The organism is Streptomyces sp. NPDC004658 (assembly GCF_040609555.1).
GTDB lineage: Bacteria > Actinomycetota > Actinomycetes > Streptomycetales > Streptomycetaceae > Streptomyces.
The window spans coordinates 57,567-72,326 of sequence record NZ_JBEXKG010000024.1 but is presented as its reverse complement, the minus strand read 5'-3'; the positions used below and the strand labels follow the sequence as shown (position 1 = coordinate 72,326).

The window sequence follows — 14,760 nt, the reverse complement described above, 5'->3', positions numbered from 1 at the left end:
CCTACTGGTACTCGCCCCAGTGGCTGTTCGAGAAGGTGCCGATGACGGAGGTGAAGCTGCCGCCGTACAAGGAGGGCTGCGACGCGGACGCGGCCGCCGCCGGGGCGGCCCTGCTGGTCGGGCACGTCGACACCGCGACCCGGCCCGCCGTGTTCTACCGGCTCAGCACCGTGAAGCCCGGCGAGCGGATCCGGGTGTTCCGCGCGGACGGAAAGGTCGCCGAGTTCACCGTCGACGACATCCGCGTGCTGCCCCGGGACGGCTTCGACGCCCGGCAGGCCTACGGGCCCCGCCGACCGGGCCGTGCCGAGCTCCGGCTGATCACCTGCGGTGGTTCCTTCGACCGCGCCACTCGCAGTTACACGGCGAACGTCGTGGTCTCCGCGTATCTCACCGGGGCGGTCGGCTGAGCGTGCGGCGGCGGGGTCAGCGGCTGCGGATGGTGCCGAAGTGGTCCCGTATCCGCGTGCTGCCCCGGACGGCTTCCGGCAGGCCTATGGGCCCCGCCGACCGGGCCGCGCCGAGCTCCGGCTGATGTGGTCTCCGCGTATCTCACGGGGACGGCCGGCTGAGCGCGCGGCGGCGGTCACCGCCGGGGCGCGGCCAGCGGGGTCAGCCGGCTGCGGATGTTGCCGAAGTGGTCCCGTATGGCCCGCTCCGCGCGCAGGGAGTCGCCGGACCGCACCGCGTCCAGGATCTCCCGGTGCTGGCGGCAAGTGACCCGGGGATCCTGCGGCACGTCCACCAGGTCCCGCTGCACCCGGTGGAAGGCGTCCCAGAACGCCTCCAGCACCTCGCCGAGCAGCACGTTGTCGAGCCCCCGGTACAGGGTGGCGTGAAAGGCGCGGTCGGTCTCGCCGAGCCCGGTCCCCTCGGCGGCCTCCCGTTCCATGCGTTCCACGAGTGCGTCGAGCTCCACGAGGTCCGCCTCCGGCAGCCGCCCGGCCAGCCGGGACACCAGCCCGGTCTCGACGGCCTCGCGCAGCTCCAGCAGCTGGAGCAGGGAGTCCTCGCCGCGGTAGTGGCCGGCGACGGTCCGGAAGGCCAGCCCCTCGATCATCGGCGCGAACGACATGGAGCCGACGTAGGTGCCGAACCCGTGCCGGATCTCCACGATGCCCATCGCCTGGAGCGCCTTCAGGGCCTCCCGCACCGAGTTCCGGCTCGCCCCGAGGAGCCGCATCAGCTCGGGTTCGGTGGGCAGCGGGGCGCCCGAGGGCAGCCGCTGGTCCACGATCAGCTTCTTGATCCGCTCCTGAAGGTCCCGGGCTGCCATGGCCAGAGGGTATCCGGCCATTCGGGCGGAGGGGATACGGCGGGAGCACGCGATGCGGGGCATGCGAAAGGCCCCCCGCTTTCGCGAGGGGCCTTCCGGTCGGTGCGCCGCCAGGGACTCGAACCCCGGACCCGCTGATTAAGAGTCAGCTGCTCTAACCAACTGAGCTAGCGGCGCCTGCTGACGGAGAAAACTCTACCCGACCTCCGGGGGTGCTTCCGACCACCACGAAGGGGCGCGGCAGCCGCACGGAGGGCCGTGTACATCATTCGGACCGTCAAAATGCGCGCTCTGTGCCCAATTGGGAAACTGATCAACGTGCACACTCGCGGACAAACCACGCCCGATTGTGAGGCAGATCGCATGACCGCTCCGCTGTTCGAGGACATCGACCCCGCGAGCGACTGCGACTGTCCCGGCTGCGTCCACGGGCGCCGGCCGACCCACCGTCCCCCGCTCACCCGTGGCCGTCCGGCGGCCCGCGGAGTCGTCGTCGTGGCCGCGGCGTCCGCCGCGTTCGGCACGGTCGCGCCGGCCGCCGCCCTCGCCCCCGGCCACTCCCCGCACCGCCAGGCCCTGCCCGGCGACGGCGCGACCGACACCCCGCAGGGCGCCAGGGCGCCCCTGCACGGCCGAGCGGGCAAGCCCGCGGAGCCGGGCGCCGTCCCGACCCCCGCCACCACCCGGACCCAGATCATCAACCGGGCCAAGATCTGGGTGGCCGCCAAGGTGCCGTACAGCATGTACGACTTCTGGTCCGACGGCTACCGGCAGGACTGCTCGGGCTATGTCTCCATGGCCTGGGGGCTGCCGAACAACGAGTGGACGGGCAGCCTCGGCCAGTTCGGCGTCAAGATCAAGAAGGAGGAGCTGCAACCCGGCGACATCCTGCTCTACCACAATCCCGACAACCCCGAGAAGGGCTCCCACGTCGTGATCTTCGGCGGCTGGACGGACCACACGCACACCTCCTACACGGTCTACGAGCAGACGCCCCCGCGCACCCGCCGCCAGACCACCCCCTACCCGTACTGGAACAACACCGACAAGTACGTCCCCTACCGCTACAAGGGCGTGACCAAGGCCGGGGCGCCGGCCGAACCGGCGGCCGGCGGCAAGGCGGTGGTGGCCTACCCGGGCGCCGCCTATTTCGGCCCCGGCGCCGACAACACGTACGTCACCCTGCTCGGCCAGATGCTGATCGCGCGGGGCGGATCCACCTACTACACCGAGGGCCCGGGGCCGGTCTGGGGCGCGGCGGACCGGCGGGCCACCCAGGCGTTCCAGCGGGCCCAGGGCTGGACCGGCGCGGACGCCGACGGGATCCCCGGCCGGCGCACCTGGGAGCTGCTGAGCACGGGCCAGGGCAAGGACATCGCGTCTCCGGCGGCCGGACCCGCCTCGCACGGGGTCCCCGGCTACCCGGGCCGGAACTACTTCCGGCCGGGCCAGAGCAACGACTACATCACCCGGCTCGGCGCCCAGCTGGTGAAGAAAGGATTCGGCCGGTTCTACGCCCTCGGTCCGGGGCCGCACTGGGGCGAGGCGGACCGGCGCGCCGTCGAGGCGTTCCAGCGCGCCCAGGGCTGGCGGGGCGGCGCGGCGGACGGCTACCCGGGGCCGGAGACCTGGCGCCGCCTGTTCGCCTGACCGGCCCCGGCACCCGACCCCCACCCCCACCCCCTGTTCATGACGCGTCTGGCGCGGAGGCTGGAGCACGCATGAGTACGACCACATCCCACACGCCGCCCGAGTCCGAGGGGCAGTCGGAGTCCACGGCCACGGGTCCCGGCACCCGGCCGGGCCGCCTGATCCAGAACGAGGCCACCACCGAGATCCCCGTCCACCTGCTCTTCCGGGACGATCCCGACCCGGTGAAGGTGCCGCTCCGGCCGGCCGTGGTGGCCCGCCGGCAGGGCACCGGGGAGCAGCCCCGCCTCCGGCGCCCGGCACCGGTGCGCGGACGGCCGCTGCCCGAGGTCGACCCGGAGCTGGTGGAACGCCCGGCGCGGGTGCTGCCCGGGGCGGCCGGGGTGCTCGCCGGGGTCTGCGGGGTCACCGGCTGCCTGGCCACCACCTGGTGGGCGGGGCTGCTCCCGCCGCTCGCCGCGCAGGCGCTGGGCCTGCCGCCGGAGTCCGGCACCGGTCTGGGCCCCGCGCAGTGGGCCGCGTACGCCGGGGCCGGGCTGCTCGGGGCGTTCGGCTTCGGCGGGCTGGCCCGGGGGCGGACCGGGCGGGCCTGGGTGCTGGGACTGTTCGGGCGGTACCGGGGGACGGTCCGGCGCACCGGGCTGCTGTGGGTGAACCCGCTGGTGCCGCGCCGCCGGGTGGATGTGCGGCTGCGGCACTGGCGCAGCGAGGCGATGCCGGCGGCGGACCCCGACGGGCTGGCACTACGGGTGGTGGTGCTGGTGGTGTGGCGGGTGCGGGACACCGCGCGGGCGCTGCTGGCCATCGACGACCACGAGACGTATCTGCGGGAGTGCGTCGAGGCCGCGCTGGCCCGGGTGCCGGTGGAGCCGGCGGGCGGAACGCGGGGCGGGGCGACGGCGGCCGGGGCCGCGCTGACCCGGCTGGTGGCGGCGGAGGCCGCGCCGGTCGGCGTGGAGGTGTTCTCGGTGCGGCCGGTCCGGGTGGAGTACGCCCCCGAGGTGGCCGGGGCGATGCACCGGCGCCGCATCGCCGCGCTGGACGCCCGGCAGCGGGCCAGCATGCTCAGCTCGGTGGTGGACTCGGTGGAGGACACGGTGACCCGGCTGACCATGCGGGGTCTGGTCGAACTGGACGACTACGAGCGCAAGGTGCTGGTCCGCGATCTGACGGTGGCGTTCTGCTCGGGGCGCGGGGAGCCGGTGTAGAGCGGGCGCGGCGAGCCGGTGCCGAGCGGGCGCGCGCCCGGTCTGCGATTGGTATGGACATGTTCAACTCGCGGCAATAATCTGAGGCTTGGTCTAGACCTACTCTGCACGGCTCACCGAACTCCCCACGTTCTCCAGGAGCGGCAGCATGCGTACCAAGACCAAGTTGTCCGCGGTCGTGCTGGGCGCGGTGACCGCCGGAGCGTTCGCGCTCTCCACCGGCGGCGCCAGCGGGCACGGCTACACCGACCTCCCCATCAGCAGGCAGAAGCTCTGCCAGAACGGCACCGTGGCGAACTGCGGCCAGATCCAGTGGGAACCGCAGAGCGTCGAGGGACCCAAGGGCTTCCCGGCCGGCGGCCCCGCCGACGGTCAGCTCTGCAACGCGGGCCTGAGCCAGTTCGCCCCGCTCAGCGCGCCGAAGACGCCGTCCGGCGCGGCCTGGCCCACCACCAAGGTGACGGGCGGTCAGTCGTACACGTTCCGCTGGCAGTTCACCGCCATGCACGCCACGACGGACTTCAAGTACTACGTCACCAAGCAGGGCTGGAACCAGAACCACAACCTGTCCCGCTCGGACCTCAACCTCACCCCGTTCCTGACGGTGCCCTACAACGGCCAGCGCCCGCCGGCCACCCTCAGCCACAGCGGCACCCTGCCGACCGGCCTGAGCGGACACCACGTCATCCTCGCGGTGTGGACGATCGCCGACACGGGCAACGCGTTCTACGCCTGCTCCGACGTCACCTTCTGATCCCCCTCGGGCACGGTCCGCGTGCGCCGGTGCTCCGGCGCCGGCGCACGCGAGTCCGGGAACCGCGGCCACGCCGCCCGGCGGGTGCGGCACATTGTCCCGGTTCTGATACTGAGCTTCCCTTGAGGCGGCCCGCCCCGCGCACCGGGTACGTTCCTCGCACGCCGGCCGAGCGGGGACGGCGTACCTGACCTCGGGGGATCTCATGGAGCTCTTCTTCTACGCCGTGCCCAGCCTCATGATCGCGGGGTTCGCCTGCGCCGCGTACCTGCTCGTCCGCCGTGCCCGGCGGCTGCGCAGGACGTGGACGCACGGGCTGACCGCCGAGGCGCGCTGCCTGCGGATGTTCACGACGACCAGCGGGGGCGGCGGGGACACGTCCGTGCGCACGACCGTGCACCACGTCCACGAGTTCACCACCCGCGAGGGCCGCACGGTCCGCTTCGAGGAGGAGGGCGGCCCCGCGACCGTCCTGGAGGGCGACTTCGTGACCGTGCGCTATCTCCCGGAGCTTCCCCAGCGGGCCACCGCCCTGCCGCCCACCCCCGGCAGGCTCGCCGTCGGCACCGGCTTCGGACTGGTCCTCCTCGGTGTCGCCGGCTCCTTCTGCGTCGGCTTCATGGTCCTCGCCCACGTGATCTTCGCCGAGTCGGGCGGCCTGCTGCCGTAGACCTCCACATCGCGGCGCGCTCGGGCGATCACCGGCGGATCGAGCGGGCGCGGCTGCGCCGGGAGGGCTGCATGTGTGCCGGCCCGGTGTGGTGGCGCCCGCCGGGCGAGGAGACGTACCGCCGGCTGACCAGGGAAGACGTCGAAGGGCCCCTCGCTCCTGCGAGGGGCCCTTCATCTGTGCGCCGCCAGGGACTCGAACCCCGGACCCGCTGATTAAGAGTCAGCTGCTCTAACCAACTGAGCTAGCGGCGCATGACTCCCGCCTGCCTCGGGTCTGTGTTCCCCGCGGCCGGCGACAAAGAAAATACTACCTGGTCCCGAGGGGTGCTCGTGACCACCCATGTGCCCCTCAGAGGGTCAGCGACAGGACCACCGGAGCCGCGCTCCGGTTCAGCGTCTCCGCCGCCCGCTTCAGCCGGTGCGCGTGCTCCACCGGGAGCGAGACGGCCAGGCAGCCGACCGAGGAGCCCGCGGTGAGCGGGACGGCCGCGCAGACCGTGCCGACCGCGTACTCCTGGAGATCGAGCACCGGTACGGTCGGCGGCTGCGACTCCAGCCGGGACAGCAGCAGCTTGTCGCTCGTGATGGTGCGCGAGGTGAGGCGGGCCATCTTGTGCCGGGAGAGGTGGTCGCGGCGGGCGTTGTGGTCCAGCTGGGTCAGCAGGCTCTTGCCGACGGCCGTGGCGTGGGCGGAGTAGCGGAAGTCCACCCACTCGTTGACCGCCGGGGTGGCCGGCCCGGCGGCGTACTGGGTGACCCGGACCTCTCCGTCCACGTACCGGCTGAGGTAGACGGCCGCGCCGACCGAGTCGCGCAGCCGGTCCAGGGTGAGCTGGAGCTTCTCGCGCAGCGCCCGCTCCCGGTCGTGCGCCGAGGTGATCCGGCGCAGGGTGTCGCCGGTGACGTACGCCCCGTCGGCGATCTGCTCGACGTAGCCCTCGCGGCGCAGCATGCGCAGCAGGGCGGTGAGCCGTTCGACGCCGAGGCCGGTGCGGCGGGCCAGCTCGGTGTCGGTGGCACCGGCGGGGTGCCGGGCCACGGTCTCCAGCACGCGCAGCGCGTCCTGGGCGGAGTGGTATGGGGCGGTCGGCTCGATCCTCATGTCGGTCCCCCTCGGCCACGACCCGGGTCGGCGGATCGTCTCCACGATAGCCGCCAAAGAGGCGCAGCGGAGAGGGGGTTGCGAGATTGCGCCCGGCGCGTCCGTGCTGCCGACCGGGGCGAAAATCCGCTGGCATATGCCACGGTCATTCCCCAGCGGGCGGACCTCGGCTCTTCCGCCCCCGGCCCCCGCGTCCGCGGGGCCCGCGCCTCACAGCACCGCGCTGATGAATTCCCGGGTGCGCTCCCGCTCCGGGTCGCCGAAGATCTTCTCCGGCGGGCCCGCCTCGATGACCCGGCCCGCGTCGAACATCAGGACCTGGTCGGAGATGTCCCGGGCGAAACCCATCTCGTGGGTCACGCACAGCATCGTGATGTCCGTGCTGCGCGCGATGTCCCGGAGCAGGTCGAGCACGCCCGCGACCAGCTCCGGGTCCAGGGCGGAGGTCACCTCGTCCAGCAGCAGCACCTGGGGCCGCATCGCCAGCGCCCGGGCGATCGCCACCCGCTGCTGCTGCCCGCCGGAGAGCCGGGTCGGCTTCGCGTCGCACTTGTCGGCCAGGCCCACCAGGTCCAGCAGCTCCCGGGCCCGCGCCTCGGCCTCGTCCTTGGACAGGCCGAGCACCCGGACCGGCGCCTCGGTGAGATTCCGCAGCACCGACATGTTCGGGAACAGGTTGAACTGCTGGAACACCATCCCGATCTTCTTGCGGACCTCCCGGACCTGCCGCTCCGGCGCCGGGAACAGCCGCTGCCCGTCCACGGTGATCGTGCCCTCGTCCGGCTTCGCGAGGGTCATCAGCAGTCTGAGGATCGTGGTCTTGCCGGAGCCGGACGGGCCGATCAGGGTGACGTGCCGGCCCGCGTCCACGGACAGGTCGAGGCCGTCGAGGACGGTGTTGTTGCCGAACCGCTTGGTCACGCCCTCCAGGCGGATCAGCTCGGTCGGCAGGGTGCCGGTCACGGCCGGCTGCTTGCGGGTCTCAACGGACAAGGCGTCGCTCCAGGGTGCGCAGACAAAGGGAGGCCAGGTAGGAGACGACGATGAAGGCGACCCCGATCACCGTCAGGGGCTCGGTGAACTGGAAGTGCTGCTGGGAGACGAGCCGCGCCCGGCCCAGCATCTCCAGCACGCCGATGGTCATCAGCATCGGCGTGTCCTTCAGCATCGCGATGACGTAGTTGCCGAGCGGAGGCACCACCCGGCGCACGGCCTGCGGCAGGATCACCGCCGCCCAGGTGCGCCGCACCGGCAGGCTGAGCGCCGTCGCGGCCTCCCACTGGCCCGCCGGCACCGCCTCGATGCCGGCCCGGTAGACCTGCATCGTGTACGTCGAGTAGTGCAGCCCGAGCCCGAGGACCCCGGTCGTCAGCGGGGACAGGGTCACACCCGCCTCGGGCAGCACGTAGAACAGGAAGAACAGCTGCACCAGCAGCGGGGTGTCCCGCACGAACTCCGTGAACACCCCCACCGGCCAGCGCACCCACCGGGTCGGCGTGCGCAGCAGCAGCGTCCACACCAGGCCGAGCGCGAACGAGATCAGCGACCCCAGCGCCAGTGCCTCCAGGGTGACGACCAGACCCTTCCAGAAGTACGGCAGGAAGTCGGCGACCGCTCCCCAGTCCCAGGTCATCGGGCCACCTCCGCCTTCAGCCGGCGCTCCAGACCGCGCATACCGCGGGTGAGCAGGAACGCGATCACGAAATAGATCAGCAGCAGGTACGCGTAGATCTGGCCGCTCTGCTGGAGGGCGAGGCGGACCAGGTTGCCGCTGAACGCCAGGTCGCCCATGCCCGTGATGGACACCAGCGCCGTGCCCTTGAGCAGCTCGACCAGCAGGTTCGAGAAGGAGGGGATCATCTCCGGCACCGCCTGCGGCAGCAGGATCAGCCGCAGCCGCTGCCAGGGCGAGAAGCCGAGCGCGATGCCGCCCTCCCGCTGGGCCGGGTCCACCGCCGCGAGGGCGCCGCGCACGATCTCCGAGCCGTACGCGCCGTAGGTCAGGCCCAGCGCGAGCGTGCCGGCCCACATCGGCACCAGCTGCCAGCCGAACGCGACCGGCAGCACGAAGAACACCCAGAAGATCATCACCAGCGCCGAGATACCGCGGAACACCTCGGTGTAGAACGCCGCGACGAAGCGGACGAGCCGCGAGCGGTGGGTGCGCGCGGCACCGGCGACGAACGACACCGCGGTGGCGAGCAGCGCGCTGTACAGCAGCAGCTGGAGCGTGGTGCCTATGCCGCGCAGGACGAGTTCCCAGAGTCCCTCGGTCATCAGCCGCACAGCTCCTTCGCGGTCAGGGTCGTCATCTCGGCCTTGGTGAAGCCGAAGGGCCGCACGATCCGGTACAGCTCACCGCTGCGGCGCAGCTTGTGCAGCTCGGCGTTGAACGCGTCGCGCAGCCGGGTCTCCGCCGGCCGGAACGCGAACGCCCCGCCGTCCACCTTCGGTCTGCCGTCGACGAGCGCGACGAACGGCTTGGTCGACTCGGCCTTGGCGGAGCCCCGGGCGACGAGCCGGGCGGTGACGGCGGTCGCCGCGAAGAGGTCGACCCGCCCCGACTCCACCGCGTTCAGCCCGGCGACCTGGTCCGGGACGATGACGAGGTCGTTCTCCCGGTAACCCGCCTCCACGGCGTGCTGGATCTGCGCGTACCCGGTGCCGGTGGCCACCTTGGCGTGCGCCCGCAGCGCGTCCGCGTAGGTGCGCAGGCCCAGCGGGTTGCCCTTGCGGACGACGAAGGCGTCCGGCATCTGGTAGTCGGGGTCCGCGAAGATCACCTGCTCGCAGCGGTCCGGGGTGACGTACATGCCCGCGGCCACCACGTCGAACTGCTGCGACTTCAGTCCGGGGATCAGCGAGCCGAACTCGGTCGGCACCGGCTGCACCCGGTCCACGCCGAGCCGCTTGAAGACGGCCTTCGCCAGCTCCGGAGCCTCTCCGGTGAGCTCGCCGTTCTTGTCGATGTACCCGAAGGGGATCTCCCCGGCGATCCCGAGCCGTACGACACCCTGCGCGCGCAGCCGTTCCAGCAGATCGCCGCCGTGCTTCCCGGACGCCGACGCCACCCGCGTGCAGCCCGCCGCGCCCAGCGCGCCGAACGCGGCGAGACCGGCGAGCACCGAGCGCCGGGTGTGTCCGTGTGCGGGCCTGATGGTGTGTACGTCGTTGCCAAGTGGTGGAGCCATGGCGGCGCGGCTACCCCACCGCAATCGGGCTATGCACCCCGGTTTTCCTGGCCGAGAGCACGCTGTTCGACCGGCCGCGCGCCCCTGACCTGCGGGATCTCCACCCCGAGGAACGCGCGCGACCAGGCCCGCGCCCTCTGTCCGCCGCCCGCTTCCACGGAACCCACACCGGAGAACCCCACGGTCACCCGATCCCCGGCGACCCCGGTCACCTCTCCTTCACCGGCGCGGACCCCGTCGGCCGGTTCCCGCCGGGCGCGGCCTTCCCGGAGAGAGGCAGACCGGCCTCGTACAACGCGTGCGCGGCCCGCAGCACCAGATCGTCCCGGTGCCGGGCGGCGACGAGCTGCATGCCCACCGGCAGCCCGTCCCCGTCCACCCCCACCGGCACACTCGCCGCCGGCTGCTGGGTCAGGTTGAACGGGTACGTGAACGGGGTCCACCCCGTCCAGCGCCGGAACACGGAACCCCGCGGCACTTCCCGCCCCGCCTCGAACGCCGTCAGCGGCAGCGTCGGCGTCACCAGCAGGTCGTACCGCTCGTGGAAGCGGCCCATCCGCCGGCCGAGGGCCATCCGGACGTCCACCGCGGCCAGATACTCCAGCGCGCTCGTCCGGGCGCCCCGCGCGCAGATCTCCCGCAGCCCCGGGTCCAGCAGCTGCCGGCGGCGCGGCGAGAAGTCCTGGGTCAGCCGGGCCGCGCCGCTGAACCACAGGGTGTGGAAGGCGTCCACCGGGTCGCTGAAGTCCGGGTCGGCCTCCTCCACGTACGCCCCCAGGTCCGCGAGCGCGGCCACCGCCCGGCGGACCGCCGCCGCCACCGCCGGGCGGACCGCCACCTGCCCGCCCAGCGTCGGCGAGTACGCCACCCGCAGCCCCCGCACCCCGCCCCGCAGCGCCTCGGTGAACGAGCCCGGCGCGGGCGGCAGCGCCGACCAGTCGCGCGGGTCGGGCGTGCCGATCACATCGAGCAGCAGGGCCGCGTCGGCCGCGTCCCGGGTCATCGGCCCGGTGTGCGACAGCGTGCCGAACGCGCTCGCCGGATACAGCGGCACCCTGCCGTACGTCGGCTTCAGCCCGAAGATCCCGCAGAAGGCGGCCGGGATGCGGATGCTGCCGCCGCCGTCCGTGCCCAGCGACAGCGGGCCCGCGCCGAGCGCCACGGCCGCCGCGCTGCCGCCGCTGGAGCCGCCCGCGGTGCGCGCGGGGTCGTGCGGATTGCGGGTGATCCCGGTCAGCGGGGAGTCGGTGACGCCCTTCCAGCCGTACTCGGGCGTGGTCGTCTTGCCGAGGAACACCGCGCCGTGCTCCCGCAACCGGGCCACCGGGGGCGCGTCCTCCTCCCAGCTCCCCTGCTCGGAGACGGTCCTGGAGCCGCGCAGCGTGGGGTGGCCGCGCAGCAGCAGGAGGTCCTTGACCGTCACCGGTACCCCGTCGACCAGCCCGGCCGGCTCACCGCGCCGCCAGCGCGCCTCCGACTCCCGGGCCCGGGCGAGCGCGTCCTCCTCGGTGAGCCGGACGAACGCGTTCACCTCCGGCCCGCTCCGCCGCGCCCGCTCCAGCGCCTGTCCGGTCACCTCCACCGGGCTGAACTCGCCCTTGCGGTACCCGTCGAGGAGCCGGACGGCGGTCAGGTCGGTGAGCTGCATGCACCCTCCAGGGGTCGGTGACGGGCCGTCAGTGGCCGGGCACGTAACCACGCGTCTTGTCGACCACGTTCGGCAGAGGTCTGCCCACCGCCCACCGCTCGTACAACTCCACGAACTGGGCGCCCAGTTCGTCCCGCCAGCCGACCGTGTCGCCGCTCATGTGCGGGGAGACGATCAGCCCCGGCAGCTTCCACAGCGGACTGTCCCCGGGCAGCGGCTCGGCGGCGAACACGTCCAGGGCCGCACCCGCGATCCAGCGCCGGTCCAGCGCCCGGGCGAGGGCCTCCTCGTCGACCAGGTCACCCCGGCCGACGTTCACGAAGAACGCCGAGGGCTGCATCACGCCGAACCGGTGCGCGTCGAACATGCGGTACGTCTGCTCGGTCAGCGGAGCCGCCGCGATCACCCAGTCCGCGCGCGACATCAGCCGGTCCAGGTCGTCCGGGCCGTGCACGCCGGTCCGCGGCACCCGCCCGACCAGGGCCGTCGTCACCCCCAGGGCCTTCAGCGTCCGGACGATCGCCCGGCCGATCGGGCCCGAGCCGACCACGCACGCGCGCGTGCCCGCCACCCGCCGGGTCTCCCGGTGCCGCCAGACCCGCTCCCGCTGGTGGTCCAGGGTGCGCGGCAGGTCCTTGGCGGCGGCCAGCACCAGGGCCGCCACGTACTCGGCGACCGGCTGGTCGAAGATCCCGCGCGCGTTCGTCACCACCGTGTCCGACGCGGCCAGCTCCGGGCACATCAGATGGTCCACGCCCGCGCTCGCGGTGTGCACCCAGCGCGGCCGGGGCCCCTCGCCGGGCCACGCCTGCCGCACCGCGTGCGAGGTGAAGTCCCACACCAGCAGCACGTCCGCGCCGGGCAGCCGTTCGGCCAGGTGCGCCGCGTCCGTGCGCACGATCCGGGCACGGCCGGTGAGGCGGCCGAGCCGGGGCGGCGGATCGGCGTCGAGGACCACAACGGTGGGGACGGTCGGTGTCATGCGGGGCGGCTCCCGGCGTCTGACATGCGCGGAATGCGCGTCGATCGTGCGCGGTTCGACCACGCTCGCACCCGGACCCACCCCCGTCAACACGGGCGCACCCACGATCCGTTGCCCCCTCGTCTCCCAGCGTGAGGCCGGTGCCCGCCTCGGACGTCGCCCCGTGATCCCGGCCGGCCGGGTCCCGATGTGGGGGGCGCCGCGCCGATTGGGTACCCGGATCCCGGGGCCTCGCCGGGCGCTGCCGCCCGCGCACGGCCCGTACCGCCCGAACCGACGCAGGAAGGCTGGACATGACCGCACTCGGATTCCTCTACCCGGGCCACTCCGCCGAGGACGACTATCCACGCATCGAGCAGCTCCTGGGCAGCGACATCCGGGTGGACCTGGCCCACACCGACATCGGCGAGGACGCGCACCGGGTGGACGCGCTGCGCGAGATGGGCTCCGCCGACCGGCTCGCCCAGGGCATGGAGGGGCTGCGGCTGGCCGGCGCCGAGACGGTGGTGTGGGCGTGCACCAGCGGCAGCTTCGTGCACGGCTGGGAGGGCGCCCAGGAGCAGGTGCGCAACCTGGCCCGGCTGGCCGGGATGCCGGCCTCCTCGACGTCCTTCGCCTTCGTGCACGCGGCCCGCGAGATCGGCGTGCGACGGGTCGCCGTCGGCGCGACCTACCCCGAGGACGTCACCGCGCTGTTCGCGGAGTTCCTGCGGGCCGGCGGCCTGGAGGTGGCCGGGACGCGGTCCTCGGGGATCGTCACGGCGGCGGAGGTCGCCGCCTGGGGGGAGGAGGACGTGCTGACGCTGGCGCGCGCGGCGGACGCCGCCGACGCCGAGGCCGTCCTGCTGCCGGACACGGCCCTGCACACGGCCGCGCACCTCTCCCTCCTGGAGAAGGCCCTGTCCAAGCCGGTGCTCACCGCCAACCAGGTCACGGTCTGGGAGGGCCTCAGGCTCGCGGACCGCCGGGTGAACGCACCGACCCTGGGGACCTTGTTCACCCGGCAGCCGCTGGTGCAGGTGTAGCCCCGGTTCCTCCTCCGGACGCGGCCCGCCCCGGCGGCCGTGGGGGCCTCTTGCGCCGGCGCGGGACAATGGACGGTGGCCCACCTGAAGGCGGCGCCCACCGAACCGTACGAGGAGGAGACAAGACATGGCGGAGCCCACGCCGCGTCGCAACGAACCGCGGCTACGCCCCGCGCCCCTGCTCTTCGAGCCCGCGGAGGCGGCCGCCGATCCCGAGCACTTCTTCGACCTGGAGTCGATCGAGGATCCGCGGGCGCTGCTGGCCCGGGCGACGGAGCTGACCCAGGCGTTCCGCGCGGCCGCCGACCGGGCCGTGGAGTTCCAGGCCATCGCGGCCGCCCAGCTCGCCGACCCGCGCCGGTTCGACCGGCTGACCGCGGCGGACATCGCCGAGCGGGCGGAGTGGACGGAGGACTACGCGAAGAAGATGGTCGAGTACGGGCGGGACCTGATGCGGGGAGAGGGCGAGGGGCGGACGACCGCCGACCCGCTGTAGCACCCGCACGGCATATGCCAGGCGGGCAAGATACTCCTCCCCGGCCGCCGCTGTCCCGGTTTTCGGCAACACAGGAGAACGGCCCGCTCACGCGCTGTACATATGGGTGTCATGACCAGCGCCCCGAACGTCACCCGAGTCAGCTCCGACGGCGTCGCCTGGCTCGCCTCGGCAGGAACGCACCCGCGCAGCACCCTCGCCCTGTGGAAGGAGCGCCCGGACGCGCCGGTCGTCCTGCCCTGCGGCACCGTCTTCGATGTGGTGAGCGCTCCCGCCGTCTTCGGCCGCCGCATGCTGGACCGGCTCTGGGACGAGGGCGCGGGCTCGGGGCCGGTCGCGGTGTTCCGGGGCCGGACGCTGCTCTTCGCCGCCCCCGGGACGGCCCAGCGGCTGCCCTCGCTGCTGGAGTGGGAGGAGTGGGGGTCCCGGCGGGCCCGGGCGGTCCCCCCGCTGCTGTGCCACGGCACCGGCGACGCGGTCACCGTACCGCCCCTGACCTGCGACGACACCAACGGCGCCGCCCGCTGGCTGGTCGCCCCGGACACCCGGCACCCCTGGCTGCCCGGGCCCGAGGTGCTGCTCTGGGCGGCCGTGCGGGCGGCCCGGCCGGCCGTGCGGATATCGATTTTTCCTCCCGCCGACCAGGGTGCTAAGGTCTACGACGTCAGCAGGCGCCGCTAGCTCAGTTGGTTAGAGCAGCTGACTCTTAATCAGCGGGTCCGGGGTTCGAGTCCCTGGCGGCGCACGCGAAGGAAA

General features: G+C 73.2%; 16 protein-coding genes, 3 tRNA genes and 1 pseudogene. 10 read left to right on the top strand and 10 right to left on the bottom strand.

What is annotated here, in order from left to right:
- A partial coding sequence (locus ABZV94_RS12080) for a sortase (protein ID WP_356339917.1) occupies positions 1-410 on the top strand: 410 nt, incomplete at its 5' end.
- Positions 411-586: 176 nt separating this feature from the next.
- Here ABZV94_RS12080 and ABZV94_RS12075 read toward each other — a convergent pair.
- The gene (locus ABZV94_RS12075) at positions 587-1,276 is read right to left on the bottom strand and encodes a FadR/GntR family transcriptional regulator (RefSeq protein ID WP_356339914.1); all 690 of its coding nucleotides are present in this window, start codon (positions 1,274-1,276) and stop codon (positions 587-589) included.
- Positions 1,277-1,379: 103 nt separating this feature from the next.
- A tRNA-Lys gene (locus ABZV94_RS12070) sits at positions 1,380-1,453 on the bottom strand.
- Between the two features lie 186 nt (positions 1,454-1,639).
- On the opposite strand from ABZV94_RS12070, the gene ABZV94_RS12065 reads away from it, so the two are divergent.
- The 5 genes and pseudogenes from ABZV94_RS12065 to ABZV94_RS12045 form a co-directional block, all read left to right on the top strand.
- Positions 1,640-2,926: a peptidoglycan-binding protein gene (locus ABZV94_RS12065; protein ID WP_356339912.1), complete on the top strand. Its 1,287-nt coding sequence runs from the start codon at positions 1,640-1,642 to the stop codon at positions 2,924-2,926.
- Positions 2,927-2,997: 71 nt separating this feature from the next.
- Entirely contained in the window at positions 2,998-4,134 is a 1,137-nt protein-coding gene (locus tag ABZV94_RS12060; protein ID WP_356339909.1) for an SPFH domain-containing protein, read from the top strand.
- A 148-nt stretch (positions 4,135-4,282) separates the two neighbouring features.
- A complete protein-coding gene (locus ABZV94_RS12055; protein ID WP_356339907.1) occupies positions 4,283-4,888 on the top strand; it encodes a lytic polysaccharide monooxygenase in 606 nt (201 codons plus the stop codon).
- Positions 4,889-5,093: 205 nt separating this feature from the next.
- The gene (locus ABZV94_RS12050; protein WP_356339905.1) at positions 5,094-5,558 is read left to right on the top strand and encodes a DUF3592 domain-containing protein; all 465 of its coding nucleotides are present in this window, start codon (positions 5,094-5,096) and stop codon (positions 5,556-5,558) included.
- A gap of 35 nt (positions 5,559-5,593) precedes the next feature.
- Positions 5,594-5,773 (top strand): annotated as a pseudogene (locus ABZV94_RS12045) (acyl-CoA synthetase); the annotation flags it as partial.
- Here the strand turns inward: ABZV94_RS12045 and ABZV94_RS12040 are convergent.
- The 8 genes from ABZV94_RS12040 to ABZV94_RS12005 all read right to left on the bottom strand — a co-directional run bounded on the left by ABZV94_RS12040 (position 5,739) and on the right by ABZV94_RS12005 (position 12,483).
- Positions 5,739-5,812: transfer RNA gene (locus ABZV94_RS12040), tRNA-Lys, on the bottom strand. The pseudogene ABZV94_RS12045 and the gene ABZV94_RS12040 overlap by 35 nt on opposite strands.
- 97 nt (positions 5,813-5,909) lie before the next feature.
- Positions 5,910-6,662, bottom strand: a complete 753-nt coding sequence (locus ABZV94_RS12035; RefSeq protein ID WP_356339903.1) for an IclR family transcriptional regulator C-terminal domain-containing protein — start codon at positions 6,660-6,662, stop codon at positions 5,910-5,912.
- 210 nt (positions 6,663-6,872) lie between these two features.
- Positions 6,873-7,655 (bottom strand): ectoine/hydroxyectoine ABC transporter ATP-binding protein EhuA, encoded by a 783-nt coding sequence (ehuA, locus tag ABZV94_RS12030; protein WP_356339901.1) that lies wholly within the window; start codon positions 7,653-7,655, stop codon positions 6,873-6,875.
- On the bottom strand, positions 7,645-8,295 hold the full coding sequence (gene ehuD, locus ABZV94_RS12025; protein ID WP_356339898.1) for an ectoine/hydroxyectoine ABC transporter permease subunit EhuD: 651 nt from the start codon (positions 8,293-8,295) through the stop codon (positions 7,645-7,647). Before ehuD ends, ehuA begins: the two co-directional genes overlap by 11 nt.
- A complete protein-coding gene (gene ehuC / locus ABZV94_RS12020; protein WP_356339897.1) occupies positions 8,292-8,939 on the bottom strand; it encodes an ectoine/hydroxyectoine ABC transporter permease subunit EhuC in 648 nt (215 codons plus the stop codon). Before ehuC ends, ehuD begins: the two co-directional genes overlap by 4 nt.
- Positions 8,939-9,853, bottom strand: coding sequence for an ectoine/hydroxyectoine ABC transporter substrate-binding protein EhuB (ehuB, locus tag ABZV94_RS12015; protein ID WP_356339895.1), 915 nt, complete (start codon positions 9,851-9,853; stop codon positions 8,939-8,941). The genes ehuC and ehuB overlap by 1 nt, the downstream gene beginning before the upstream one ends.
- Before the next feature lie 208 nt (positions 9,854-10,061).
- Positions 10,062-11,501 carry an amidase gene (locus tag ABZV94_RS12010; protein WP_356339892.1) on the bottom strand — a complete coding sequence of 480 codons (1,440 nt, stop codon included), beginning with the start codon at positions 11,499-11,501 and terminating at the stop codon, positions 10,062-10,064.
- Positions 11,502-11,529: 28 nt separating this feature from the next.
- The gene (locus tag ABZV94_RS12005) at positions 11,530-12,483 is read right to left on the bottom strand and encodes a D-2-hydroxyacid dehydrogenase (RefSeq protein WP_356339890.1); all 954 of its coding nucleotides are present in this window, start codon (positions 12,481-12,483) and stop codon (positions 11,530-11,532) included.
- Between the two features lie 293 nt (positions 12,484-12,776).
- On the opposite strand from ABZV94_RS12005, the gene ABZV94_RS12000 reads away from it, so the two are divergent.
- The 4 genes from ABZV94_RS12000 to ABZV94_RS11985 all read left to right on the top strand — a co-directional run bounded on the left by ABZV94_RS12000 (position 12,777) and on the right by ABZV94_RS11985 (position 14,749).
- Positions 12,777-13,508 (top strand): decarboxylase, encoded by a 732-nt coding sequence (locus tag ABZV94_RS12000; RefSeq protein ID WP_356339888.1) that lies wholly within the window; start codon positions 12,777-12,779, stop codon positions 13,506-13,508.
- A 127-nt stretch (positions 13,509-13,635) separates the two neighbouring features.
- Positions 13,636-14,004 (top strand): hypothetical protein, encoded by a 369-nt coding sequence (locus ABZV94_RS11995; RefSeq protein ID WP_356339886.1) that lies wholly within the window; start codon positions 13,636-13,638, stop codon positions 14,002-14,004.
- Positions 14,005-14,115: 111 nt separating this feature from the next.
- Positions 14,116-14,685 (top strand): bifunctional DNA primase/polymerase, encoded by a 570-nt coding sequence (locus tag ABZV94_RS11990; RefSeq protein ID WP_356339884.1) that lies wholly within the window; start codon positions 14,116-14,118, stop codon positions 14,683-14,685.
- A tRNA-Lys gene (locus ABZV94_RS11985) sits at positions 14,676-14,749 on the top strand. The genes ABZV94_RS11990 and ABZV94_RS11985 overlap by 10 nt, the downstream gene beginning before the upstream one ends.
- Positions 14,750-14,760: the final 11 nt, after the last annotated feature.

Coding starts and splice junctions, on each gene's coding strand:
- ABZV94_RS12075 (WP_356339914.1), bottom strand. CDS start 1,276: ATGGCAGCCCGGGACCTTCAGGAGCGGATCAAGAAGCTGATCGTGGAC.
- ABZV94_RS12065 (WP_356339912.1), top strand. CDS start 1,640: ATGACCGCTCCGCTGTTCGAGGACATCGACCCCGCGAGCGACTGCGAC.
- ABZV94_RS12060 (WP_356339909.1), top strand. CDS start 2,998: ATGAGTACGACCACATCCCACACGCCGCCCGAGTCCGAGGGGCAGTCG.
- ABZV94_RS12055 (WP_356339907.1), top strand. CDS start 4,283: ATGCGTACCAAGACCAAGTTGTCCGCGGTCGTGCTGGGCGCGGTGACC.
- ABZV94_RS12050 (WP_356339905.1), top strand. CDS start 5,094: ATGGAGCTCTTCTTCTACGCCGTGCCCAGCCTCATGATCGCGGGGTTC.
- ABZV94_RS12035 (WP_356339903.1), bottom strand. CDS start 6,662: ATGAGGATCGAGCCGACCGCCCCATACCACTCCGCCCAGGACGCGCTG.
- ehuD (WP_356339898.1), bottom strand. CDS start 8,295: ATGACCTGGGACTGGGGAGCGGTCGCCGACTTCCTGCCGTACTTCTGG.
- ehuC (WP_356339897.1), bottom strand. CDS start 8,939: ATGACCGAGGGACTCTGGGAACTCGTCCTGCGCGGCATAGGCACCACG.
- ehuB (WP_356339895.1), bottom strand. CDS start 9,853: ATGGCTCCACCACTTGGCAACGACGTACACACCATCAGGCCCGCACAC.
- ABZV94_RS12010 (WP_356339892.1), bottom strand. CDS start 11,501: ATGCAGCTCACCGACCTGACCGCCGTCCGGCTCCTCGACGGGTACCGC.
- ABZV94_RS12005 (WP_356339890.1), bottom strand. CDS start 12,483: ATGACACCGACCGTCCCCACCGTTGTGGTCCTCGACGCCGATCCGCCG.
- ABZV94_RS12000 (WP_356339888.1), top strand. CDS start 12,777: ATGACCGCACTCGGATTCCTCTACCCGGGCCACTCCGCCGAGGACGAC.
- ABZV94_RS11995 (WP_356339886.1), top strand. CDS start 13,636: ATGGCGGAGCCCACGCCGCGTCGCAACGAACCGCGGCTACGCCCCGCG.
- ABZV94_RS11990 (WP_356339884.1), top strand. CDS start 14,116: ATGACCAGCGCCCCGAACGTCACCCGAGTCAGCTCCGACGGCGTCGCC.